Raw genomic sequence first — 25,066 nt, 5'->3', positions numbered from 1 at the left:
CTCAGGCGCTCACGCGCCAGCTCTCCCAAAGGGAGAGCCTTCTCCTGCTTTTCCCAAGTTTGTTTTACTACAGAAAGGATCATCCCCTATGAAACGCAGAACCTTTATTTCTCTTATGAGCGTCATGGCCGCTGCCGGTGTTCTCTCGCTGGCTGGCTGCTCTTCCAACACTTCCGCCTCCACTGCTTCCAGTACCGCTGCTTCTGCTTCCGCTGCTGCCGCCAACAAGCTGGAGACCATCCAGTCCAACGGCAAGCTGGTCATCGCGCTGGAAGGCGCATGGCAGCCCTGGAGCTTCCACGATGAGAGCGACACCCTCGTGGGCTACGACGTCGAAGTCTCCCGTGCCATTGCCGAGAAGCTGGGCGTCGAGCCCGAGTACGTCGAGAGCGACTGGGACAGCCTGTTCGCCGGTCTGGACGCTGGCCGCTACGACCTCGTCTGCAACGGCGTCGAAGTCACCGAAGAGCGCGCCAAGACCTACGACTTCACCACTCCCTACGGCTACATCCACACCGCCCTCGCCGTCCGCAAGGATAACGAGGACATCAAGAGCTTCGAGGACCTCGCCGGCAAGACCACGGCCAACAGCCTCGCTTCCACCTACATGGAGCTGGCCGAGAGCTACGGCGCGACCGTCCAGGGCATCGACACGCTGGAAGAGACCATCCAGCTGCTGACCGCTGGCCGCATCGACGCCACCCTGAACGCCAACGTCTCCTTCTACGACTACCTGAATGTCCATCCGGACGCCGACTTCAAGCTGGTCGCCCAGACCGAAGATGCTTCTCACGTTGCGATCCCTATCGTCAAGAGCGAAGACTCTTCCTTCCTCGACGCCCTCAACAGCGCCATCGACGAGCTGCGCGCTGACGGCACCCTCAAGGAGCTGAGCGAGAAATATTTCGGTCAGGATATTTCTTCCGAGAATTAACTTTTTGTTTTGATCGTCAGCGAAGCATCGGAAGTGCATCATGGTCTATCCCGTAGGCGAGACCGCAAAGCTTCTGGGAGTCGTCAAAAATATCCGGGAAGAAGATGTTCCCGAGCACTTCCGTGCCATCCGTGCCGAACTGCGCGGTGTCCCGGAAAGCAAATAAGAATATCGACGAAGGGGGCAGATGCCATGCAGCATCTGCCCCCTTTTTGTTATAAATATCTTCCGGTAATACTCTCCGGATTTTCCCGGATCTCCTCCGGCGTGCCTGCTGCCACGACGCGGCCGCCGCTCTCGCCGCCGCCCGGCCCCATGTCGATGACATAGTCCGCGTTGCGGATGACATCGAGGTCGTGCTCGATGACAACGACCGTTGCGCCGTTGTCCAGCAGGGCTTGGAACACCCGCAGAAGCACCTGCACGTCCAGCGGGTGGAGGCCGATGCTGGGCTCATCGAAAACGAACACCGAGTCGGTCTGGGTGCGGCCGATCTCGCTGGCCAGCTTGAGGCGCTGGGCCTCGCCGCCGGAGAGGCTGGGCGTCTCTTCGCCCAGTGTCAGGTAGCCCAGACCCAGCTGCTGCAATGTCTGCAGGCGCTGGCTCACTGTCTTCATCCCGCCGCAGAACCCAAGGGCGGAGTTGACGTCCATCTCCATCAGTTCCGGCAGGGAGACGGCCTGCTCCGCCTTGTTCATCAGCTTCACGCCGTAAGCCGCCCGCGCGTAGCGGGAACCCCGGCAGTCGGGGCAGACGATGTTCACGTCCGGCAGGAACTGCACGTCCAGGCTCACCTCACCGGTGCCGTCGCAGCCGGGGCAGCGCAGACTGCCCGTGTTGTAGGAAAAATCGCTGGCCTTGAAGCCCTTTTGCCTGGCGTCCGGAGATCTGGCATAGAGCTTCCGCAGCTCATCGTGGACGCCTGCGTAGGTCGCCACGGTAGAGCGCACATTGATGCCGATGGGCGTCGCGTCGATGAGCTTGACGTGCGCGATGCCCTCGGCGCGAATCTCCCGGATATGTGCCGGGAGGGCGCTGCCGTTTATCTTTGCTTCCAGCGCCGGTACGAGGCTTTCCAGCACCATCGTCGTTTTTCCGGAGCCGGACACGCCCGTTACCACGGTGAGCCGCCCCTTGGGAATGTCCAGCTCCAAAGGCTTGACCGTGTGGATGCTGCCGGTGGAGAGATGGATCCCCCCCTCTGCGAACATCTCCCCCGTCCCGGCACACCGGCGCAGCTTTGTCTCAGCTTTTCCGGAGAGGAACGGCCCGATCTGGGACTCCGGCTTTGCCTCCAGATCAGCTATCGTCCCTTCGGCAATGACATGTCCACCCTTAGCTCCCGCTTCCGGCCCCATCTCGATCACCCAGTCGGCCTCTTTCAGGATCTGGGTGTCGTGGTCCACCAGAATGACCGAGTTGCCGTCGGCCACGAGGTCATGCATCACGCCGGTCAGGCCCACGATGTTCGACGGATGTAGGCCGATGGACGGCTCATCCAGCACATAGAGCACGCCGGTGGTGCGGTTGCGGACGGCCCGGGCCAGCTGCATCCGCTGGCGCTCACCGGTGGAGAGGGTCGAGGCCGAGCGGTCAAGCGTCAGATAACCCAGACCTAAATCCATCAGCCGCTTGGCGGTACTTTCGAATGCCTCACAGATGCTCTCCGCCATCGGGCGCATCTCTTCCGGCAGGCTGCCCGGCACGCCCTTCACCCACTCCACGAGGGCTTCCAGCGTCATCTGGCAGGCTTCGTCCAGCGAGATGCCCCGCAGCTTCGGCGCACGCGCCGCCGCTGAGAGCCGTGAGCCGTGACACTCGGGGCAGACATCTTCCCGCAGGAACTTTTCCACCCGCTTCATGCCCTTGTCATCCTTGACCTTTGCAAGAGCATTTTCTACGGTGTAGACGGCGTTGTAATAGGTAAAGTCCAGCTCGCCGGCCTGATTCGAGTTCCTGGCGTGGTAGAAGATATGCTTTTTCTCTGCCGGACCGTGGTAGACGATGTCCTTTTCCTGTTCGGTCAGGTCGCGGAACGGCACATCCGTCCTCACGCCCATCTCCCGGCAGACGTCTGTCATCAGCGACCACATCAGGCTGTTCCACGGGGCCACTGCGCCGCCGTCGATGGTCAGCGAGTCGTCCGGCACCAGCGACGCCATGTCCACCGTCCGGACGCTGCCTGTGCCGCCGCACTTCTGGCAGGCACCTTGAGAGTTGAAAGCCAGCTCCTCCGCCGACGGCGCATAGAAATGCGCACCGCACTCCGGGCAGACCAGCTCCCTGCCCGCCGCAACAGCCAGCGTCGGCGGGATGTAATGCCCGTTCGGGCAGCGGTGGCTTGCGAGGCGGGAGTACATGAGCCGCAGGCTGTTCAGCAATTCCGTGCCGGTGCCGAAGGTGCTGCGGATGCCCGGTACGCCCGGCCTCTGGTGCAGCGCCAGCGCCGCCGGGACATACAGCACCTCTTCCACCGAGGCTTTCGAGGCCTGGGTCATCCGGCGGCGGGTGTAGGTGGACAGCGCCTCCAGATACCGGCGGGAGCCTTCGGCATACAGCACCCCCAGCGCCAGCGAGGATTTACCCGACCCCGACACGCCCGCAATGCCCACGATCTTGTTCAGCGGGATGTCCACGTCGATGTTTTTCAGGTTGTGTACCTTTGCCCCGCGCACGAGCATTTTGTCTATCATTCTGTTTTTCCTTCCCTTTGGCCTTTTTGCGCCAGATGAATTCGATGAGGCCCGGGCCTCTGTAGGCCGCGGCTTTCCGGTATGGGACAACGACAAATCATTTTATTGGGATATGAAAGAGACGCCCTCCGCCTGCTTCGGCGCTGCCGTCTGGCCCGGCTCCGCTTTTGTCAGCATCTGCTGGAACTTCCGGGCCGCCGTGTTCAGCGGACGGTGATGGTCGTAGACGAGGCAGATCGAGCGGGAGGGAATGATCTCCTGCAGATGCAGCTCGACAAGCTCGCCGCGGGCCAGACGTTCTTTTGCCATTGGTTCCGGCACGAAGGCAAGGCCCAGCTCACTTTTCACCAATGTGAGCATCTGGTCGGTGGTGGCGGCCTCGGTGTCGGGCCGGAGCACGGCGTCGTGGTCGAGGAAGAACTGCCGGTAGAAGCTCCGGGTCATGCTCTCATCGCCGAGAGAGATGAGCGGATAGCCGCTCAGTTCCTTCAGCGTCAGACGCCGGCTGGCCAGAGCAGTGAAGGTCTTTCCGCCCACCAGAACTTCATAAAACGGTCTCAGTTCCACCATCTTCAGGCCCTGTTCCACCTCTGCCGGGGTGGAGATGACGGCAAAATCCACTTCTCCGTTCTTCACAGCCTGCACCGCCTGGGGCGTGGAGTGGTTCGAGATGCGCAGCCGGATGCCGGGATACTCGGTGTGGAATGTCCGCAGCTTCTCGGCCAGATAGATGTTCAGCGCCGTCTCCGTCGCGCTGATGCTGATGGAGCCGTGCTCGAGGGTGGCGCTGGCGCTCAGCTCTTCCTCCGCGTCCTGTATCTGCACTGCCGCCGAGGCGATGCGGGAGTAGAGCATCTCGCCCTCCGGCGTCAGGGTGACGCCCCGGTTGGAGCGGGTAAAGAGTACACAGTTCAGCTGGCTTTCCAGCCGGTTCATCGAGTGGGTGATGTTGGGCTGGTTGTTGCCCAGCACCCGCGCCGCTTTCGTAAAGTTCTGATACTTCGCCACATAATAGAAAATTTTGTAGTATTCCCAATCAACGTACATGGAAGCCGTCCCCTCTTTCATACCAGAATCACATTTTTACTTCTCCCCCACCAGCGCCACGGCAGCATCATTGACATTCGTGCCAGTAGCGCCGGTGAGGATCAGGCCGTCCACAGCTTTCAGTGCATGGTAGGCGTCGTTGTTCTGCAGGGTGTCGAACACATTCCAGCCCTTGGCGGTCAGTGCGGAGAGGGTGTCACCATCCACATAGCCGCCGGCAGCATCGGTGGGACCGTCAGTGCCGTCACTGCCCACCGAGAACACTGCTGCATCCAGCCCGGCCAGAGCCGGAGCCGCTGCAAGGGCAAGCTCCTGATTCCGTCCGCCGAGGCCCTTGCCGGTCAGGTGGACGACCGTCTCGCCGCCTGCGATGTAGGCCAGCTTTTTTCCCTGCCCCGCGTGGGTCCGGACGATGGAGCCAAGGAAGCTGCCCGCCTCCCGGGCTTCACAGCAGAGCTGGTCGGTCAGCAGGACGGGCTCATAGCCAAGCTCCCGGCAGGCGGCAGCGGCGGCGGTGCAAAGCTCCCGCACACTGCCGGTGATCCGGGTCGTCACGTTGTCCAGCATCTTGGGCGTTTCCTGCGCCAGAAGAGCTTTTGCCTGTTCCGAGAGCTTCAGGTGATACTTCTCCGCAATGGCAAGCGCCTGTGCGCAGGTAGAGGTGTCCGGCACCGCCGGGCCGCTGGCGATCATATCCAGCGGGTCGCCCAGAATATCGCTCAGCACGATGCTGAACACCTGAGCCGGGGCGCATGCCTGCGCGAACCGCCCGCCCTTGACGCCCGAAAGCCGTTTGCGGATGGTGTTCATCTCCACGATGTCAGCACCGCTGGCAAGAAGCTGGCCGGTGATGTCCTGCAATTCTGTGCCGGGGAGCAGCGGCTTTTCAAATAATGCACTTCCTCCGCCGGAGAGCAGAAACAGCACGGTATCCTCCGCTGTCAGCCCCTGCACCAGCTCCAATGCCTTCTCGGTGGCCGCAAAACTGTTCTCGTCCGGCACCGGATGGCCCGCTTCATAACAATTTACGCCCAGGATCTCGCCCTTGACATGCTCGTATTTGGTCACGACCACGCCGCCGTCCACACGGCCCAGCGCTTCCACCGCCGCGTGTGCCATCTGCCATGCGGCCTTGCCCGCTGCGACCAGCAGCACCCTGCCGCCTTTGGGCGCAAAGGCTTTCAATGCGCGGCGGACAGCTTCGTCCGGCAGGACGGCGTTCAGGCTGGATGCGATGATGGCATCGGCATCCTTTCGCAGAGTCGGATTCATGAAACAGACCTCCTTGTGGGGTATGATCTACAGCAGACCGGCTTCGGGCATGGTTTTTACAAAGCCCCGCCTAGCCGGGCCGTCCGGAATCATTATACAGCAAGACCGACGTTTCGGGAATACTTTCGGCAATAGTTTTGAAATTGCTGTACAGCTCGACATCACGGACTGTACCTTCCTTAGTTGGGTCTTATACCTGATTTTTATACCTGCTCTCTATGAAATACACGGAACGATAACAAAAAAAAGAAAGCGGCCTTACCTCGGTACTCAAAACCGAGCAGGGCGGTGAAGCCCCTAAGCCACTTTCTAAAAATAGTATAGCACCACCCTCCGGCGAAAGCAAGAGAACCGACGAAGCTGTGAAGAAAACGGTGCGGTTCTGATGGAAGCCTGTTTGAAATGATCCTGTTTGTTGCAATAGAGGTGTTCCTTTCTTGGCAAGTATGGTATACTTATCTTGACCAATAAGACCCAATTTGGAGGGAACATCAGAAATGACAGAACGAGAGAAAATGATAAATGGCGCGCTATACGATCCATCCGATCCGGAACTGGAGCAATTACGCTTGAATGCACGCAAATTGGCAAGAAAGTACAACCGGACGGATGAGGACCAACCGGAAGAACAAGCTGAAATTCTGCGAAAATTATTACCTGCAACAAAGCAGTTTCCGTATTTGCAGGCACCGGTCTACTTTGATTACGGCTGCAATACATACTTTGGAAAGTACAGCTCTGCCAACTTTAATTTCACCTGCTTAGATGTATGTGAAGTCCATATCGGGGACAATGTGATGATCGGGCCAAATGTCACATTGGCAACTCCCATGCATCCGCTTTTGCCGGAAGAACGGAATATCCAAAAGCGAGAAGATGGAAGCATTTATAATCTGGAATATGCCAAACCCATCACCATAAAGGATAATTGCTGGTTGGCATCCAACGTAGTGGTTTGTGGCGGCGTTACCATCGGAGAAGGCTGTGTGATCGGAGCAGGAAGTGTTGTGACAAGAGACATCCCACCCTATAGTCTGGCTGCCGGAAATCCCTGCCGGGTCATCCGCCGGATAACCGAGAAAGATCGTATGGAAACTGCAATTTGCCAGGATTGAGGCAAACGCCCCCAGGAAAACGCTCCGGCTGCAAAATAGAGCGCATAGAACCAATACAAAAACACAGCCCCACTTTGGCGAAGAAGAAACCAAAGCGGGGCTGTATTCAATGAAGGAGAAATGAAGGGAATATCTGATTACAGGTCCAGTTCAAACTGTTCTGCCGTAACAGTTGCTTTGCCATCGGCAGCAAAGGTGATGCCATCGGCAGACTGCGGGGTGTAGATCCATGCGGTCATGGTCTGCTCACCATCGTTGACAAAGACCTCCACGCTGTTTTTATCCAGCAGGATGCGGAGCTTGACCGCACCGTTCTGGCTGCGCACCTTGCAGCTGCGGGTATGCACGATGTCGGCACGGGAACCGGCATGGCTGCGATCCAGCGTCAGCTGCGAGGTGTAGGGATCGTAGGTCAGGCTGGTGTGATGGTCTGCGTCAGCAGCCAGTTTCAGGGTAAAGGAACGGTATTCGCCGGGCTGCACCGTGACGGTCAGGTCGGCCACCCGGCCCTTGATGCCTTCCAGAGAAGTTTCGCCTTGCACCGTCACATTTTCGTGGAAGGTTCGCTTGCCGTGGACGGCATCCAGCTCCCGCACCGGGGTCTGAACGATGCGTCCGTCCTTGATGTGCAGTTCGCGGGGGCAGATGGTCTGCCCGAACCACTTGCAGCCCTTTGGCTTATCCTCGGTGTCCGACCAGGTCTGCAGCCATGCGGTCATGAGCCGGCGGCCATCCGGGGCAAGGGTGGTCTGGGTGGCGTAGAAGTCGATGCCGCTGTCCATCTGCTGCACATTTTCCCTGGTGAAGGTGTGGGTGGCTTCGTCGTAGCTGCCGATGAAGGCAATGACGTTGTGCCCGTTGTGGAACTCGCCCTTGGGCAGCATCTCCATGGGCCCCAGCATCAGGACCTGTTTGCCGTCCAGTGAGAAGAAGTCCGGGCACTCCCACATTTTGCCGTACTGATTGTTGCAGCGTTCCAGCACCGTGACAAAGTGCCAGTCGAAGCCGTCCTTGCTCTGGAACAGTGCCGCTGCGCCGCTGCCATCCTCGGCAAGGCAGACGGTAACAGCAGAGTAGGTGCCATCGGCCTCACGCCAGATCTTGGGGTCCCGGAAGTCGAACCTGCTGAAGCCTTCCGGCAGGTCTTTCTGGGTCAGCACCGGGTTGCAGGCAGGCTTTTCGTAGTTCAGTCCATCACCGATGGCAATGCTCTGGGTCTGGATGTCCCGCATCTCCCCATTGGGCTGCTTTTCTGCCACCACACTGGTGTACATCAGCAGCTGCCTGCCGTCATCCATCTGGGTGGCAGAGCCGGAGAAGCAGCCGGGGCCGTTGTCTGCCGGGGAATCCGGTGCAAGCGCACAGGGCAGATACTCCCAGTGCAGCAGGTCGGTGCTGACGGCGTGACCCCAGTGCATGGGCGCCCACCGCACATCGTAGGGGTTATACTGATAGAACTGGTGATACTTCCCTTTATAATAAGAGAAGCCGTTGGGGTCGTTGAGCCAGCCCACATAGGGGGTCATGTGGTAGGCAGGGCGTTCCGCCGGGGAGATCGCTGCGCCGTGCTCGGCCTCGTAGGCGCGGGCTTTTTGTAAAGTCAAATCGTTCATGGAATCCTCCAAAGGAAAGAATTCTTATGCGTAGTAAGCATCCAGATATTTCTGCATAATGCCCAGATAGTCGGACAGGCCGTAGGCTTCCAGCTTGCTCAGATATTCGTTCCACTCTGCATCCGTAGTGCCGTTCATGATCCAGTTGGCCTTCTGCGTATTCATGTAGGTCTGCAGATCTGCCTGCAGGTTCGAGACCTGCTCGGTGTCCTCGTTGCTCATAAAGACATTGGGATAGACATAATCGTTGTTCATATCCGGGGTGTAGATCTCCTTGATCCAGTCCAGACGATACTGTGCATCGTCCGGGCAGGTAACGTATACACCATAGTAATCATCCAGAACCGCCAGAGGCCCACTGACACACTGCGCTTCACGGACTTCCACGGGAGAAGCATCGCCCAGAGGAGCGTGCTTCAGCATGGGCTCGCCCTTATCGTTGGTGGACAGTTCAAAAATGTTAAAGCCTTCCGCATCGCCGTAGGTACCCCAGTTGTTCTGCGGAGACTGGAGGGGTGCGTACATCTGATCCAGCCATGCACAAACCAGTGCAGGATTAGCCGCCTTTGCGGTGACAACGCATCTGCCGCGGGCAAAGCCGCTGGTGAAAGAGCCGTTCTGCGGAGTGATATTTCGGGTATCGGCGGTCAGGGCAGGCAGCGGCTCCCAGTCGGTCAGGTTGTCGATGTTGGCAACATCCCAGCTGAAGCAGACACCATAGCGGCCAGCCTTGCCCTTGGAAACATAGGTGGACCACTCCTGCGTGAAGCACTCCGGGTCGATGAGCTTCTCGGCATACAGCTTGTGCAGCCAGTCCAGACCATCGCGGTAGCCCTGCTGGGTGGCGGCACAGATGACTTTCCGGTCGTTGGTAACGGCAATATGACGGTCCTTGTCAGCGTCGCCGTAGCCTTCGCCAAAGCCATTGATGAGGATGCTGGGGTCCTGATCGCCGTTGTTGACGATGCAGGACATGGGGATGATGTCGCCGTCAATGCCATACTCTGCCTTGATAGAAGCGGCGTTATCACGGAATGCCATCAGCACCTGCTCAAACTCGTCCACCGTGGTGGGCATCGACAGACCGAGGAAGTTCAGCCACTTGGTATTGATGAAGCTCATGTTGCCAATGGTCTGGATGGCGGTCTTTTCTGCGCCGAGCTGCTCGATCCAGGGCAGCGCCCAGATGTGGCCATCGCTGTCGGTACACATGGTGCGGTACTCCGGGTACTGCTCAAAGACCTTCTGGAGATAAGGCATATTGTTGTCAATGTAGTCTTCCAGATTGAGGATGACACCCTGATCTGCGTAGCGCAGCAGATTGCTGTCGGTAAAATCAGCAGTAAAAACAAAATCCGTCAGGGTGTTGGGGTTGGACATATTCAGGGTGATCTTATCGGTCCACTGGTCGGACTGGATGGCGGTCCAGTCGATATGCACATTGGTCTGCTCTTCCAGACGCTTGAAGATGGTGCGGTTGTTCGGCTCGGGTTCGCTGCCCACAGGGAAGCTGGTCATACCGGTAAAGGTGACCTTTTCGGACAGCGGAAATGTAACGGCACCGGTCACATCCACAGCTGCGGCAGCAGAATTGCCGCCGCCGGTGGATTTGCCGCCGCCACAGGCAGACAGCGCAGCGGCAGAGCCCGCCAGAGCGCAGACCTTGAGGAAGTTGCGGCGAGAGATCAGCTTTTTCATGGTATTTTCTCCTTTTTCATGTTTCTTTTTTCGTGTAACAGATGAGCGTACCTGCTCATAAAATTCCGGAATATCCTCAGCCTTTAATGGAACCAGCCATGATGCCGGCATCAAAATACTTCTGGAAGAAGGGATACATCACCAGCAGCGGCAGACTGGAAATAATAATGGTTGCATATTTGAGCAGCTCTGCCATCTTCGCACGTTCGGCAGTACTTTGGATATCTGCGATCATGCCGGATTCCGGCTGGCTCTGGATCAGGATGGAACGCAGCACCAGCTGCAGCGGCTGCTTCGATGCGCTGTTCAGGTAGATCATGGCGTCAAAGTAGCTGTTCCACATTGCCACGAACTGCCACAGGGCCAGAACTGCCACCACCGGCATACAGACGGGCAGCAGGATCTTGAAGAAGTAAAGCATCTCGCTGGCTCCATCCACATCCGCAGCTTCGCGCAGCTCACGCGGGATGCCTTGATAATAGGTACGGGCAATGATCATGTTCCACACGCTGAATGCTCCCGGCAGAATGACCGCCCACATGGAATCCAGCAGACCCAGATTGTTGATGAGCAGGTAGGTGGGGATCAGACCGCCGCTGAAAAACATCGTGATCACAAACAAGGTGTTGAAGATCTTTTTGCCTTTGAAGTCCGGCAGCGACATGGGATAAGCGGCAAGCATCGTCACAGCTACCGAGATGATGGTGAAGATGATCGAGTAAAGTACTGCGTTCTTGAAGCCGACCCAGATCTGCTTGTCCGAAACGACACGCTGGTAAGCATCCAGACTCCACTTGCTGAAATCAAAGGAGATGCCCTTGTTTTGCAGAGTGACCGGGTCCATAAAGGACGCGATGACGATGTAGATCATCGGAACGATGATCGCCAGCAGGAACAAGCCCAGAAGTGCGTAGCCGCAGTACAGGATGATCTTATCTTGTCTGGTGTAGAGGGCCATTTTTGATTTTTTCTGTTTTGCCATGGTAAACCCCTCCTTACAAGCCCTTGCCATCGTTCATTTTGGCAACGACCTTGTTCACTGCGATCAGCAGGATGACGTTGACAATGGTGTTGAATAGACCGACTGCCGTGGAAAAGCTGTAATCGCCGTCCAACAGGCCCTTTTTATAAACGTACGTTGCAATGATCTCGGCAGTGTTCAGGTTCAGGTCAGTTTGCAGGGCATAGGCCTTTTCAAAACCGATGCTCATGATGTTGCCTGCCTGCAGGATGAACTGAATAACGACCATATCCTTAATGGCGGGCCACTCCACCGTCATGATCTGCTGGATCAGGTTTGCGCCGTCGATCATCGCAGCTTCCTTCAGATCTTTGCTGGCGTTAGAAAGAGATGCGGTGTACATGATGGATGCCCAGCCGGCACCCTGCCAGATGCCGCTGATGATGTAGATGGGGCGGAACGCTTCCGGCAGCGTCATGAAGTTGATGCTGGTGTGAAGCAGGCCGTTCACCGGACCGGTGACACTCAGCAGCACCCGGACGATACCGCACAGCACGATGACCGAGATGAAGTTGGGCATATACAGCACCAGCTGCACCTTCTGCTTGATCTTCTTGCTCTCGATACGGTTGAGCAGGAATGCCAGCAGGATGGGGATCGGGAAGCCCCACAGCAGACCGTAGACGCTCAGCTTCAGGGTGTTGATCAGATAGCGCTGGAAGTCCGGCGAGGACATGAAGCGGGTAAAGTTTTTGAAGCCTACCCACTCGCTGCCCCAGATGCCCTTGAAGGGATTGTACTTCTGGAACGCGATCAGCACACCGCCCATGGGAGCGTACTTGAACACCAGCGTCAGCACCACGGCAGGCAGCAGGAACAACAGGTAAAGCTGCCAATGCCGTTTGATGTAGACCCATGTGTTGTGCAGCTTGCGTTCTGCTGTCAGCACAGCCGTTTCCGGCGAGGCCGTCTTTGCTTTCATGAATCATTCTCCTCCTTTTTGATTTGCTTGCCGCTTGATTTGTGTTTTACATTTGCACCTTTGAATTTTACGTTTTTCACTTTGATTGTGCAAATGTAAAACTCTGTAATTCATTTATATCACTCAGGCAAGCGAATGTCAACGATAATTCATGGTATATATCAATAAATACTGTGGATTTGTACAGGTGCACAAATTCGAACGTGCGTAAATATGCAAAATGATGATTTGCATTTTTGCATTTGACTAATTTGTGCATTTGCACTATACTGGAGTCGCAAAGAATAAGATCCGTCACCAGACTTTATCTATAAAAGAAAGAACATACGCTCCTGTATTATAAAGAAAGAGAATGACTTATGGCAACCAGGGTCACCATTCAGGATATTGCAAGCGAACTGCAGCTTTCCCGCAACACAGTTTCAAAGGCCATCAACAACACCGGTGTGCTGGCAGATGCCACACGGGAGAAGATCCTGCGCAAAGCCGCCGAAATGGGCTATAAGCAGTTCGCCTATCTGCCGCTGTTTCAGGAAGACGCTGCAAAAACAGCCGGGCCTTTCATTCTGCCGAGTGACAAACGGGAGATCGCCATGCTGACGACCCAGTTTCTGAGCAGCTCTCACTTTTCCTCCATGATGCTGGATCGTTTCCAGTCGGAAATCGACCATCTGCACAGCGGCATGACCATTCATCGCATTTCTCCCATAGAGCTGAAAGAGAAAAAACTTCCATCTTCTCTCGACATCCAGCGCACAGCCGGCATCATCTGCTTTGAAGTATTCGACTATGACTACGCACAGATGCTGTGCGATCTGGATGTTCCGCTGCTGTTTGTAGACACCCCTGTGATGGATATGCGTCCTCCTCTTAAAGCCGACCGCCTTTATATGGAAAACCGCATTGAGATCCAGAATGCAGTGGCCCACATGGTCCAGCGCGGCAAAAAACGCATCAGCTTTGCGGGGGATAAAAACCACTGTCAGTCCTTCTTTGAGCGTTATATGGCTTATAAGGATGCAATGGAGTACTTTGGTCTGACAGAGGGCCTGAGCACCTGTGCGATGCCATCTGGACAGCAGAACTATCCGGTATCCCTGTACGAAACCATACGTCGGTTCAAAACGATGCCGGATGCCTTTGTCTGCGCCAATGACTTTGTTGCCATGGATCTGGTCAAGGCATTGAATGAGCTGGGGTATTCGGTTCCCGATGATATCTGGGTCTGCGGCTTCGATGACAGTCAGGAGGCTTCCTACTTTGCCCCCCGTCTGACTTCGATCCATATCCATGAACAGATCATGGGCTACACCGCTGCCAATCTGCTTATGACCCGCATCGAAGAGCCATCGCTGAACTATCGCACCGTCTATACGGAAACCAACCTGGTCCTGCGCGAATCCACAGGAGATTGAGCGAAAGGAGAACCACCATGCGTGACCTGTGCAATACGGACAAGCCGCTGTTTGCTGTGCTGACGAAATTGACTTACAGTGCTTACCTGAACATCTTATGGCTCGTGTGCAGCCTGCCCATCGTTACCATAGGGGCTTCTACGACCGCATTGTTCTACGTCACGCTCAAAATGGCGGAAGATCGGGACGATGGTCTGACCCGGATGTTTTTTAAGGCGTTCCGGGAAAATTTTAAGCCTGCCACAAAACTCTGGCTTATCCTGCTGGCAGTCGGCAGTTTCCTGGCTGCGGATGGCTTTGTGCTGTGCCGAATGTGGAGCGAAAACATTTTCTGGACGCTGCTCACTGCAGTGCTTATTGGTGCGGCAGTTCTGTACGGCATCGTTCTGCTGTATGCCTTTCCTCTGCTGGCACGGTTTGAAAACACCACCTTCGGCATCCTGAAAACAGCGTTTCTCGTGGGTGTCCGGTATCTGTTTTGCACCCTGCTGATGGCGGCGGTCTATGGCATCATGGGGTACGTCATCGTGTTTGTGTTCACGCCTGCATTCCTGCTGGGCATGGGCTTCTGCGCCATGCTCTGCTCCTTTCTGATGCTTCGGATCCTCTATCTGATCGGTGGAGACCCTGATGCAGTATACGAGGAACACGACCATGACAAAAACTGACCGGGATACGCTCCGCTCCCTCCATGGGCGCAAAAAGTGGGAGCACATCTGGGCATATTACAAGCTGCCCATTGCGATCGTGCTCATCGTCGTCTATATCCTTGGCTATGCAGCCTACCGCCATGTGACGAAAAAAGAGGATGTGCTTTACCTTGGTCTGGTAAATATCACTGCCGGGTCCGATCTGACGGAACAGCTTACCACCGGCTTTGCCGAGGCGCAGGGTCTGACCAAAAAGCAACAGATCGATCTGCTGTCCGGCTTGCTGCTCAGCGAGAGCGAACACGCAGAGGAGCAGTATGTATATGCTTCGGAGATGAAGCTGCTGGGTGCAGTCAGTGCCCAGCGGTTAGATGTTGTTCTGATGGACGAATATGCACGGGATCGACTGTTGGCAGATGATTATTTTCTCGATCTGCGGACACTGGATGCGTCTTTCCATGCACTGTCGGGTTTGAACGCCGGTGGGACCGTGCTGGATATTTCGGACACGCCGTTTGTCAGACAGGCAGGTTTTTCTGGCAAGGTCTATCTTGGGGTAGTGCAGAATGCACCGCACCCGGAGCGTGCAGCCGCTTACATTCATTATCTGTTCCAGCGGTGATCGTTGGGTTTCACATCAAGAATAAGGAGAATTATCATGGACATTTTAACGATTGGTGAAGTTTTGATCGACCTGACCCAGACCGGCAAGGATGAGCGCGGCATCCCTCAGTTTGCCGCAAACCCCGGCGGTGCTCCGGCCAATCTGGCGGTGGCTGCCGCCCGGCTGGGCGCACAGACCGCCTTTATCGGCAAGGTGGGTGCAGATGCCTTTGGCCGCTACCTGAAGGACGTTCTGGCAGAGAACAAGGTGGATGTTTCCGGCATGGCGGTGGATGCAGACCACCCCACCACCATGGCTGTGGTCTCGGTGGATGCCACCGGTGAGCGGGATTTCAGCTTCTACCGCAGCGCCAACGCTGACGTGATGCTGAGCAAAGAGGACATTTCGGATGGCGCTCTGAAAGCTGCCAAAATCGTCCACTTCGGTTCTGTCAGTCTCACCGCCGACCCCTCCCGCACTGCCACACTGGATGCCGCCGCCCGTGCCAAAAAGCTGGGTGCTACCATCACCTACGACCCCAATTACCGTGCAAACCTCTGGAAGAACAAAGAGGAAGCCATTGCCCAGATGAAAGCTCCCCTGCCGCTGGTGGATATTCTGAAAGTGTCCGATGAAGAGCTGCCTCTGCTCACCGGCACCACCGACTGTGAAAGCGGCACAGCCCAGCTGGCACAGAACGGCATCCGGCTGATCTTCGTCACCTTGGGTGCAAACGGTGTATTCTACCGCTTTGGAGATAAGACCGGTCATGTGGCTGGTGTTCCCTGCAAGGTAGGCGACACCAACGGCGCAGGCGATACCTTCTTTGGAGCAGCTCTGTCCAAGCTCTGCAAAGAGGATCTGGACACCCTGACTGTGGACAAGCTGGAAAGCATTCTGGCCTTTGCCAACAAAGCGGCCAGCATCACCACCAGCCGGCATGGTGCCATCCCTGCCATGCCCACCCTTGCGGAAGTGGAGGGCTGAATCATGGCGGCTAAACAGGAATTTGAGTCCCGGTTTGCCAAGCACAAAGACGAACTGGAATGGCTGTTCATGGAACTGTACCACAACCGGGAAGGGCTGGAGGTTCTGGAGCGGGAGATGGCAGACGCCTACAACGCCCGCAGTGCCGAGCTGAAAGCACTGGACAAGGCACGCTCTGCCGACCCGGACTGGTACAAGCGGGGCAATATGTTCGGCATGACCATGTACACCGACCTCTTTGCCGGAAATCTGAAAGAGCTGGCAAAGAAGCTGCCCTACCTCAAGGAGCAGAAGCTGACCTATCTGCACCTGATGCCCCTTTTGCAGATGCCCCACCCTCACAACGACGGCGGCTATGCGGTGGAGGATTTTGACACCGTAGACCCAACCCTTGGCACCAACAAGGATCTGGAAAACCTGACCCGGGAGCTGCGGAAAGCCGGCATCAGCCTGTGTCTGGATTTTGTCATGAATCACACCGCCAGCACCCACCGCTGGGCGATGGCAGCAAAGGCAGGCGACCCGTGGTTTCAGGCCTATTACCACCTCTACGAGGACCGCACCATCCCCGACCAGTACGAGCAGACTGTGCCGCAGGTGTTCCCCAACACCGCACCCGGCAACTTTACATGGTGCGAGGAGATGCACAAGTGGGTGCTGACCACCTTCCACGACTATCAGTGGGACCTGAACTACGCAAACCCGGCGGTGTTCGTGGACATGACCAAGAGCATCCTGCATCTTGCCAACCTCGGCGTAGAGGTGTTCCGCATTGACGCCGTGCCCTACATCTGGAAGCAGCTGGGTACCACCTGCCGCAATCTGCCGCAGGTACACACCATCGTGCGGATGCTCCGCATGGTGCTGGAATGCGTCTGCCCGGCGGTCATCCTCAAGGGCGAGGTGGTCATGGCACCCAAGGAGCTTGCCGCCTATTTCGGCACCCCGGAAAAGCCGGAATGCCACATGCTCTACAACGTGTCCACCATGGTCAACCTGTGGGGTGCCCTTGCCAGCCGGGACACCCGGCTGCTGAAAGCGCAGTTGGATGCCCTGCACGCCCTGCCGGACAACTGCTGGTTCGTGAACTATCTGCGCTGCCACGATGACATCGGCTGGGGTCTGGACGAGGCGGTGGAAAACCGGCTGGGCATCGACCCACAGAAGCACAAGGAATATCTCTACCACTTCTACGAGGGCAACTTCCCCGGCAGCTGGGCAAAGGGCGAGCTGTACAATTACGACCCTGCCACCGGCGACGCCCGGAGCTGCGGCACCACCGCCAGCCTGTGCGGCGTGGAACAGGCACTGGAAAAGGACGACAAAACCGCACTGGACTATGCGGTGAAGCGCGACCTGCTGCTGCACACTGCCATGGCATTTTTGCAGGGCTTCCCCATGCTGAACTGCGGGGATGAAATTGCACAGCTCAATGGCTGGGATTACAAAAACGACCCCGACCGTGTGGAGGACAGCCGCAATCTGCATCGCAGCAAATTCAACTGGGAAGATGCCAAGCAGCGCACCCAAAAAGGCACGCTGCAGAACCAGCTGTGGCAGGGCATGGAGCAGCTGCGCCAAATGCGGGCAGACCCCTGCTTTGCCCCGGATGCGTGGGTGACCACATGGGACAGCCACAACCCCGGCGTACTGGCGCTGGTACGCAAGCGCGGCGAGGAAACGCTGGTGGGACTGTTCAACTTTACCGAGTACCCGGCAGGAGCCGGTCTGGACGCTCTGGGCGGCAAGTATCACACCCCGGATGGCACTTCCGTCTGGCTGGCGGATGTGGAGCTGGAGCCGTACCAGGCACTGTTGGTAAAAAATAAATAAGTAAAACGAGAACCACCCCGGCAGCTTTGATATGCTACCCCTGGAGTAGACAGAGTAAAAACAAAACTCTGAATACTCTGGGGGTATTTTCATGTCAAAGACAGCGAAGATGCCCTGAAAGACCGGCGAGGACGGCACAAGAAGGATCATAAACCGCAGACGGAAGAAGAACGGTCACGGATCTGCTGCCTGCAATACGCAGGCACAATACCCCGTTCCGGCTGGCAGCAATGGATCGTAAGGTATTCGTCCACCTCAGGGCTGTAATCGTGAAGGATGTGCTTTGTTCCGTTCAACGCCACATCTTTCATGCCTAAAGTACAAAAGTCGTTGACTTTCAGGCATTTCCTGTGTATTCTGTAACATAGAAGGTCAAGTGGTTTTTCACAAGATGCATAAAGCACATCAAGCGAGCGGTCTGTCCTGAATCGAAATGCAGACGGTTCTGTGGATGTCACAACTTCCCATGCGATGCCGGAAAACACGGAGAACCGGCTTCTCATCAGAGAGACTGAATTTCATTCCTTCCTGCGTATCTATAAGCCTGACTGGAATGCCCTGAGCGGCTGGCAGCCGCCCACGGTCTATGTAAAATAAACCCAGATATAAAGGAGGCAACCCACCATGAAGATGACCCGCAGAAACTTTCTTTCCACTTCAGCGGTTGCGGCGTTCGCCTGCGGCGCATCCCTGACCGCGCACGCAGCAGGCAGTACCGATGAAAACAGTCTGAACTTTATCACAGATATTTTCAAGGATTCTCCCCAACCGGGCGAGATCGAAGAGGCAACGGCGATCACGGCAGAAAAGAACGCCGAATGGTATGAAAAGCTGGATTTTTCAGACCGGCGGGAGTTTGCCAACGCAGAACGCGGCTGGCTGGACAATGCGGAAGGTAAGGTCATCTACGCCGAGGATGGCAAATTTGCATGGGATCTGCAGAGCTACGGCGATTTGAACCGGGATGCTCCGGACACTGTAAACCCCAGTCTGTGGCGGAATACCCAACTCAACGCCAAAGCCGGTCTGTTTGAAGTATGTGATGGCATCTATCAGGTGCGCGGCTTTGATATGGCCAACGCGACCTTCATCCGCACCAACAACGGCTGGATCATTTTTGATGTCCTGATGTGCAAAGAAAATATGCAGGCAGCAAAAGCGCTGATGGAAAACCGGTTCGGACCGCTGGATGTCAAAGCTGTGCTGTACAGTCATAGCCATGTGGATCACTTTGGCGGCGCAGAGGGTGCGATCGACCGGAACGATGTAGCGGACCCCAGCCTTTCCGTCGACAAACAGCTTGCCTCGGGCAAAACGGTCATCCTTGCACCGAAAGGATTTTTGAAACACGCCATCAGCGAAAACGTCTATGCCGGCATCGCAATGGCCCGGCGTGCGCAGTATCAGTATGGTACAGTGCTGGAAAAAGGGGAGAAAGGAGCACTCTCCATCGGCATCGGCATGGGACAGTCTACCGGTCATGTGAGCCTTATCGCACCGACCTATGAGATTGGGGAAGATGTTCCGAAGCTGACCATCGACGGGCTGGAGATCGAATTCCAGCTGACCCCCGGCACCGAAGCCCCTGCCGAGATGAACGCCTATTTTCCGAAATACCGCGCCCTCTGGATGGCGGAAAACTGCACCGGTACGCTGCATAATCTGTACACCCTGCGCGGCGCAGAGGTGCGCGATGCCAACGATTGGGCAAAGTATATCATCGAGGCAGATCAACGCTTCTGCAGCAAGACCGACGTGGTGTTCCAGAGCCACAACTGGCCGCACTGGGGCGAGGAGATCCATGAATATCTGCTGAACACGGCAGCCATCTATAAGTTTATCCACGACCAGACCCTGCATTACATGAACCAGGGCTATACCTCCAACGAGATCGCCGCCATGATCTCGCTGCCGGATGCCCTCGAAAAAGTCTGGTATACCCGCCAGTATTACGGCACGCTGCCGCATAACGCCAAAGCCATCTACCAGAAGTATCTGGGTTGGTACGATGCGAACCCGGTCAACCTGGACCCGCTCCCGCCCAGCGATGCCGCTAAGAAGCTTGTAGAATATCTGGGCAGCACGGAGCTGGTGCTCTGCAAGGCAAAAAAGGACTATGCAAAGGGCGAATATCAGTGGGTGGCACAGATCACCAAGGAGCTGGTCTTTGCAGACCCGTCCAACCAGAAGGCACGCAACCTGTGTGCCGATGCGCTGGAGCAGTTGGGTTATCAGGCGGAATCCGGTGCGTGGCGCAACGCCTACCTGATGGGTGCGGCGGAACTGCGGAACGGCAATCTGTCCGGGCGGGCCCGCACGGCGAATGGTCTCACCAACAGTATGCGAGCAATGACGGTTTCCATGCTGTTGGATTATATCGCCATCCTGACGGATGCCAACGCTGCACAGAATGATGACCTGACCTTGAATCTGACCGTAACGGATGAGAAGGAACAGTTCTATGTGACCCGTAAGAATGGCGTCCTGCTGTCTTACCCCGGCGAGAACCATCCGGATGCGCAGGCTTCCGTCACCTGCAAGCGTCTGCAGCTCTTTGCATTGATGACAGGTCAGCAGGCCGGGCAGGTACAGATCAGCGGAGATTCCACTGTCCTGAAACGCCTGCTGGCATACGCGTCCAAGTTTGAAAAAACCTTCAATGTCATTGAACCGTAAAAACGATTTGGAATTTCAATTTTTTCAAAAATAGCTCTGGGGCTTTGATATTAAGCTCTGTCAAGAGGGCTGGCACCGTCCAGCCCTCTCTCTTTTTGCAAAAGTTTCCCTTGCTTTTTCTTGCGCCCTGCCGAAAATAGCGTGTTTTCAAAACTTTTTGTTGACACCACTCGATTTTTGTGGCAGCCTATCCCAACGATATCCCTCAGCGCACTGCATGGAACGTCCACTTCAAAAAGCCAACCGCCAGCTACACTGACCTGTTCGCCCAGTTGGAAGCCACCAACGCACTGACCGCAGACAGTACCCACGAAGCGTAGGTGAAATATCGGTAGTTCCCGGCGTAACCCATCAGCCGGGAAAGATCGGACTGTTTTTTACGAAAGAACCTCCTTCAAAAAATTTATGCAAAAATCGCAGCGTTACCCTTTCTTTTTGTACCCGCAGTCACAGTAGGGTCCGCCGGAGGCAAGGGTGTACTGCCGCACAAAATTTGTCATGCCGCCCGCTTCGCTCATGGTGTAGTCCAGATGGCACAGGGCGGGGGTCAGGTCGTACAGCCCCAGTTCCTTCATCAGCACACAGATGCCGCATTTGGTAAAGCGTCCCTCGTAGCCGCTGCCATCCGGGTATTCGTAAAATTCCATGTTCCACGAGTAGGGGTTGCGGTCGGCAGCTTTCAGGGCAGCGATGGCTTTCATTGCGGCAATGTCCTTTGGGGTAAATTTGCTTTTTCCGCTCTTGCGGCAGAACCACTGCATGGGCGCAGTCATCATGGCTTTTGCATAGTAATCCGTCAGCCTGTCCACCTCCGGGCGCTGCGGCATGGAGAGAATGAACGCGCCGACCATGGCGCAGTTGACAAGATTCATTTTGAATCGGTCGGTCTTTTCAAACTCCGGCAAACCAGCAATGATCTGCCGGTATTGCGGCTTTGCCTTTTTCGTGATGGCTCTTGCGGTGGCTGCATCATAGCCCAGCACAGCGGTCAGCTGCTTTTGAAAGGAGCCTGAAAACAGCACCCACATCCCAAAGGGCATCCCGGCATATTTCATTGTCTGTCTCCAAATCCGATCTTCACGATCTGCATTTTCATCCCGTTGTCCCCGACCCTTGCAAGAAACCGGAAAAAGCCGCTAACGGAAGGGTCTTTCAAATCGTTGTACCCCAGCATATAGCCCCGGCTGGACACCTGCAGGCGGCTGTCCCATGGGGAAAGCTCGCTTTTCGCATCCGAAACCGCGAAATATGCTCCCACATCCTTGATTTTCGCCGTCCTGAGCCACGTTTTGGCGATCATCTTCACCGCCGTTCGGTTGGCAGCATCGAACACCAGCACTCCGCCGGGGAAAGCGTCCGCCATCCCCTGCACCAGCGCTTTGACCTGCCGGGTCAGGAAGTAATAGAACACCCCGGAGGCAAAGAACACCGCCCCGCCGGAGGCATCGATCTTGTCAAACCATGCGGGGTCTTTCAGGTCGCAGGAGATGTTTTGCTCCCGCTCCCCGGTGGGCAGCAGCTGCTGCCGCAAGGCAATCACATCCGGAAAGTCCAGATTGTAAATTTTGCATCTGCCGTTGCCGCAGGCTCTGCCGGTGTTATCCAGCCCGCAGCCCAGATTGACCACTGCCGCGCAGGGGTGGTTTTTCAGGTACGCCTGCACCTCAAAGGCAAGGTCATTCTGCCGCATGGCGACCTCCAGCGCACCAAAGCGCTGCATCAGGCTGCGGGAATTTTCCTCTGCCTCTGAAAAGTCGTAGTCGATCTGGTCGATCAGATGCACCGCTGTTTCGTCCCGGTAAAGGTTTGGGTACAGTTCGGTACACAGCTTCCGGGAATACAGTGGGAGGATCAGCGTCTCCTGCACGGTGTCTTTCTCGATTTTGTATTTCATATCGGGTCCTCACACTTTCTGATAAACGGCAGCTTCGGCATACCGTCATGCGCAGCGATAAATGCCAGCATTTCAGCAAAGCCCTTCGGATCACGAATCTGATATTGCATGTGATCGTATCCCTCAAATACGGGGTAATTGCCGCAGGGATAGGCTTCTATCACCGCTTGACGGTATTTGAAATGATCTTCTATGCTGCCAAACTCGAAATAGAGATGCTTTTGCAGTTCTTCGGGAAGGGACGGAAAGGGTTTATCCTCCAGACTGTCCAGAATCTGTCGCCGCAAATTTGTATAGGTCAGATTTTCCCCTGCGGCTATAAAATACGGCTTTATGGAATCATCGTCACACCACAGGATCTTTTTCAGTGTGCCGCCCTTTGACCAGTACAGGCTCTTGATGGCCAGATACAAAAACGGCGTCATCATACGGCGCGTGCCTTTTCCGATTTGCGCAAACTGCCCGCCATCGAAGAAAACGTGTCCAATGGACAGCTTCGTACTTGTCAAAAATGCCATGGCAAGGTCGGCACCGATTGAAGAAGCCACAACCAGTTCAAGGTGTTCCACTCCCTGCGATTTCAGGTATTCTTCCACCTGACGAACCTCGTCCGCCTTGCTGACATATTTCTGCCCTTTGCAGTACACGGTGGAGGTAGGTAAAATGCAGAAATACCGATCCTGTAAATAGTTTGCAACCGGTTCGCTGCTCTCTCCCGTCACGCCCATTGCATGAAAAAACAAAACAGCGGGATCATTCCGATTTCCAAATGTCTTAAATTTCATCGTAATCCTTTCCGGCAGGCAAACCATGCCATACTCTTCACTGTTCCAAGTGTTACGGTTGCACTACTTCACCGCTTTTGCGCCGTAACGCACAGCCAGCCCTTTTTATTTTTGTGGTTCTGGATCTTACAAAATCCTGCTTGCTCCAGATACTCTTTCAGTGCAGTGTCCGTATAGATGGTCATGCCATCGATGATCTGCGTCCATTTGTCGTCTTTTGTCGTTTCGCCGTTTGCTTCGTTACAGATGAAAAAGATTCCGCCGGGCTTCAGCACCCGATAGACCTCTCTGAAATTCTGTGCAAGCTCCGGCCAGAAGTAGACCGTTTCAAAGGCGGTCACCACATCAAACTGCTCCGCTTCAAACGGCAGTTCTGCCACACTTGCCTGTTGCACGGTACACCGTCCTGCCGCAATGGCTTTGGCATTGACCTTTCGCGTTTTTTCCACGCTGACAGCTGAGTAGTCGATGCCCTGCACCTTGCCGTTGGGGCACAGTTTCAGCAGTGTCTTAATGTTCGCTCCACCGCCGCAGCCGCAGTCTAGCACCATGGCATCCGGGGCAGGCTTTAAAAAGCGCAGCCCCCATTCTGCCATTGCGCTGTGTCCAAAGTTCATCATAGCAACCATGATCTTTCCGCCAAGGCCTACGGGCTTTCGGGTGTTTTCAAAAAAGGACATAACGCCACCCTCTTTCTGTTTACCGTTCACAATGCAATACTTTTTACCAGATGCGCCCACTGCTCCGGGTGACAGGCCAGCAATTCCTCGTGCCGAAAGTTAGATAGTGCTAACTTTTCATTCTATAAAAAGCCGCTTCTCAGCGGTCCTTCTGCCAAAATAATACGCCCTGCCGTCTCCTCTGTCAAGAAGTTTAGGTATTTTCGGAGATTCCGAAAAAGATTTCGCTTTCGGGAACCCCCAACCGTCACCCCAGTGCTACGTCCAGCACCATCATCACGCTGAAGCCCACCGCAAAAAACACCGTGCCGACGTTGGAGTGCTGCCCCTGCGACATTTCCGGGATCAGTTCCTCCACCACCACATACAGCATGGCTCCGGCAGCAAAGCTGAGCAGATAGGGCAAAGCGGGCACCACGATGCCTGCCGCCAGAATCGTCAGCACTGCCCCGATAGGCTCTACGATGCCGGACAGTACGCCGCCCCAGAACGCCCGGCCTTTTTTCATTCCTTCCGCCCGCAGTGGCATGGAAATGATGGCCCCCTCCGGGAAGTTCTGGATGGCAATGCCAAGGGAAAGTGCCAGCGCCCCGGCGGCGGTGATCTGAACCGTTCCGGCAAGGTAACCGGCATAGACCACGCCCACTGCCATACCCTCCGGGATGTTGTGCAGCGTCACCGCCAGAACCATCATGGTAGTGCGCTGGAGCTGGCTTTTTGGCCCTTCGGCCTGCAAACTGTTCTGGTGCAGATGCGGGATGAGATGGTCCAGCAGCAGCAAAAACAGGACGCCCAGCCAAAAGCCTGCCGCCGCCGGGAAAAATGCCAGCCTGCCCAGATCTGCGGCCTGCTCCATAGCCGGGATCAGCAAACTCCACACCGATGCCGCCACCATCACTCCGGCGGCAAAGCCGGTGAGGGCGCGCTGGATGCCGTCACGCAGAGAGTTTTTCAAAAAGAACACACAGCCCGCCCCAAGGCTTGTACCCAGAAAGGGGATCAAGATCCCCCAGAATGCGTCTTGTATCATGTAGTACCTCCTTGCAGTTAAATGTGACTAACTGTACAAGCAGTATACTGCGCTCCGGCAAAAAGGTCAAGGGCTTTGCGGTATAGAAGATGCAGATCGTTTCCTGCATCGAAAAATTCACCTCTGCAAACTTTCCGGTTTCTACTTGACAACGCCCGGTGGGAGTGCTATTTTTACTTTGTTAATTTGTTTTGTCT

At 55.8% G+C, this 25,066-nt stretch carries 21 protein-coding genes; 9 read left to right on the top strand and 12 right to left on the bottom strand.

What is annotated here, in order from left to right; translation table 11 throughout:
* Nucleotides 1–88: 88 nt before the first annotated feature.
* Together F3G95_RS07825 and F3G95_RS14055 are read left to right on the top strand one after the other, a co-directional pair.
* Nucleotides 89–934 (top strand): transporter substrate-binding domain-containing protein, encoded by an 846-nt coding sequence (locus F3G95_RS07825; protein WP_149794517.1) that lies wholly within the window; start codon nt 89–91, stop codon nt 932–934.
* A gap of 40 nt (nt 935–974) precedes the next feature.
* Complete coding sequence (locus tag F3G95_RS14055; RefSeq protein ID WP_279240233.1) at nt 975–1,100, top strand: hypothetical protein; 126 nt, start codon at nt 975–977, stop codon at nt 1,098–1,100.
* A 49-nt stretch (nt 1,101–1,149) separates the two neighbouring features.
* On the opposite strand, the gene F3G95_RS07820 is transcribed toward F3G95_RS14055, so the two are convergent.
* The 3 genes from F3G95_RS07820 to F3G95_RS07810 all read right to left on the bottom strand — a co-directional run bounded on the left by F3G95_RS07820 (nt 1,150) and on the right by F3G95_RS07810 (nt 5,946).
* Nucleotides 1,150–3,627 (bottom strand): ATP-binding cassette domain-containing protein, encoded by a 2,478-nt coding sequence (locus tag F3G95_RS07820; protein ID WP_149794516.1) that lies wholly within the window; start codon nt 3,625–3,627, stop codon nt 1,150–1,152.
* 102 nt (nt 3,628–3,729) lie between these two features.
* Nucleotides 3,730–4,674: a LysR family transcriptional regulator gene (locus F3G95_RS07815; RefSeq protein WP_149794515.1), complete on the bottom strand. Its 945-nt coding sequence runs from the start codon at nt 4,672–4,674 to the stop codon at nt 3,730–3,732.
* Between the two features lie 36 nt (nt 4,675–4,710).
* On the bottom strand, nt 4,711–5,946 hold the full coding sequence (locus F3G95_RS07810) for a DUF4147 domain-containing protein (RefSeq protein ID WP_149794514.1): 1,236 nt from the start codon (nt 5,944–5,946) through the stop codon (nt 4,711–4,713).
* Between the two features lie 497 nt (nt 5,947–6,443).
* Here F3G95_RS07810 and F3G95_RS07805 point away from each other — a divergent pair, with 497 nt between their 5' ends.
* Nucleotides 6,444–7,061, top strand: coding sequence for a sugar O-acetyltransferase (locus F3G95_RS07805; protein WP_149794513.1), 618 nt, complete (start codon nt 6,444–6,446; stop codon nt 7,059–7,061).
* 137 nt (nt 7,062–7,198) lie between these two features.
* Here F3G95_RS07805 and F3G95_RS07800 read toward each other — a convergent pair whose 3' ends face one another.
* From F3G95_RS07800 to F3G95_RS07785, 4 genes are all read right to left on the bottom strand, one after another.
* On the bottom strand, nt 7,199–8,674 hold the full coding sequence (locus F3G95_RS07800) for a glycoside hydrolase family 32 protein (RefSeq protein ID WP_149794512.1): 1,476 nt from the start codon (nt 8,672–8,674) through the stop codon (nt 7,199–7,201).
* A gap of 24 nt (nt 8,675–8,698) precedes the next feature.
* Nucleotides 8,699–10,372: an extracellular solute-binding protein gene (locus tag F3G95_RS07795; RefSeq protein WP_149794511.1), complete on the bottom strand. Its 1,674-nt coding sequence runs from the start codon at nt 10,370–10,372 to the stop codon at nt 8,699–8,701.
* A gap of 76 nt (nt 10,373–10,448) precedes the next feature.
* Complete coding sequence (locus tag F3G95_RS07790; RefSeq protein WP_181966901.1) at nt 10,449–11,354, bottom strand: carbohydrate ABC transporter permease; 906 nt, start codon at nt 11,352–11,354, stop codon at nt 10,449–10,451.
* A 13-nt stretch (nt 11,355–11,367) separates the two neighbouring features.
* Nucleotides 11,368–12,315: an ABC transporter permease subunit gene (locus F3G95_RS07785; RefSeq protein WP_149794510.1), complete on the bottom strand. Its 948-nt coding sequence runs from the start codon at nt 12,313–12,315 to the stop codon at nt 11,368–11,370.
* Nucleotides 12,316–12,674: 359 nt separating this feature from the next.
* On the opposite strand from F3G95_RS07785, the gene F3G95_RS07780 reads away from it, so the two are divergent.
* The 6 genes from F3G95_RS07780 (at nt 12,675) to F3G95_RS07750 (ending at nt 20,480) form a co-directional block, all read left to right on the top strand.
* Nucleotides 12,675–13,730, top strand: coding sequence for a LacI family DNA-binding transcriptional regulator (locus F3G95_RS07780; protein ID WP_149794509.1), 1,056 nt, complete (start codon nt 12,675–12,677; stop codon nt 13,728–13,730).
* Nucleotides 13,731–13,747: 17 nt separating this feature from the next.
* Complete coding sequence (locus F3G95_RS07775; protein ID WP_149794560.1) at nt 13,748–14,398, top strand: DUF624 domain-containing protein; 651 nt, start codon at nt 13,748–13,750, stop codon at nt 14,396–14,398.
* On the top strand, nt 14,385–15,002 hold the full coding sequence (locus F3G95_RS07770; RefSeq protein WP_149794508.1) for a hypothetical protein: 618 nt from the start codon (nt 14,385–14,387) through the stop codon (nt 15,000–15,002). Before F3G95_RS07775 ends, F3G95_RS07770 begins: the two co-directional genes overlap by 14 nt.
* Nucleotides 15,003–15,038: 36 nt before the next feature.
* Nucleotides 15,039–15,971 (top strand): carbohydrate kinase, encoded by a 933-nt coding sequence (locus tag F3G95_RS07765; RefSeq protein ID WP_149794507.1) that lies wholly within the window; start codon nt 15,039–15,041, stop codon nt 15,969–15,971.
* A 3-nt stretch (nt 15,972–15,974) separates the two neighbouring features.
* Nucleotides 15,975–17,804, top strand: a complete 1,830-nt coding sequence (locus tag F3G95_RS07760) for an alpha-amylase family protein (RefSeq protein WP_149794506.1) — start codon at nt 15,975–15,977, stop codon at nt 17,802–17,804.
* Between the two features lie 624 nt (nt 17,805–18,428).
* The gene (locus F3G95_RS07750) at nt 18,429–20,480 is read left to right on the top strand and encodes an alkyl sulfatase dimerization domain-containing protein (RefSeq protein WP_243130328.1); all 2,052 of its coding nucleotides are present in this window, start codon (nt 18,429–18,431) and stop codon (nt 20,478–20,480) included.
* Between the two features lie 422 nt (nt 20,481–20,902).
* Here the strand turns inward: F3G95_RS07750 and F3G95_RS07745 are convergent, their stop codons facing one another.
* The 5 genes from F3G95_RS07745 to F3G95_RS07725 form a co-directional block, all read right to left on the bottom strand.
* Nucleotides 20,903–21,535, bottom strand: a complete 633-nt coding sequence (locus F3G95_RS07745) for an L-2-amino-thiazoline-4-carboxylic acid hydrolase (protein WP_149794505.1) — start codon at nt 21,533–21,535, stop codon at nt 20,903–20,905.
* On the bottom strand, nt 21,532–22,374 hold the full coding sequence (locus tag F3G95_RS07740) for a class I SAM-dependent methyltransferase (protein ID WP_149794504.1): 843 nt from the start codon (nt 22,372–22,374) through the stop codon (nt 21,532–21,534). Before F3G95_RS07740 ends, F3G95_RS07745 begins: the two co-directional genes overlap by 4 nt.
* Nucleotides 22,371–23,159, bottom strand: coding sequence for a hypothetical protein (locus F3G95_RS07735; RefSeq protein ID WP_149794503.1), 789 nt, complete (start codon nt 23,157–23,159; stop codon nt 22,371–22,373). The genes F3G95_RS07740 and F3G95_RS07735 overlap by 4 nt, the downstream gene beginning before the upstream one ends.
* A gap of 68 nt (nt 23,160–23,227) precedes the next feature.
* On the bottom strand, nt 23,228–23,839 hold the full coding sequence (locus tag F3G95_RS07730) for a class I SAM-dependent methyltransferase (RefSeq protein ID WP_149794502.1): 612 nt from the start codon (nt 23,837–23,839) through the stop codon (nt 23,228–23,230).
* Between the two features lie 247 nt (nt 23,840–24,086).
* A complete protein-coding gene (locus F3G95_RS07725; protein ID WP_149794501.1) occupies nt 24,087–24,869 on the bottom strand; it encodes a ZIP family metal transporter in 783 nt (260 codons plus the stop codon).
* Nucleotides 24,870–25,066: the final 197 nt, after the last annotated feature.

It is taken from the genome of Faecalibacterium sp. Marseille-P9312, from assembly GCF_902497445.1.
Lineage (GTDB): Bacteria > Bacillota > Clostridia > Oscillospirales > Ruminococcaceae > Faecalibacterium > Faecalibacterium longum.
Note: the sequence above shows the minus strand (reverse complement) of the source record. Positions and strands in the feature narration are given on the sequence as shown.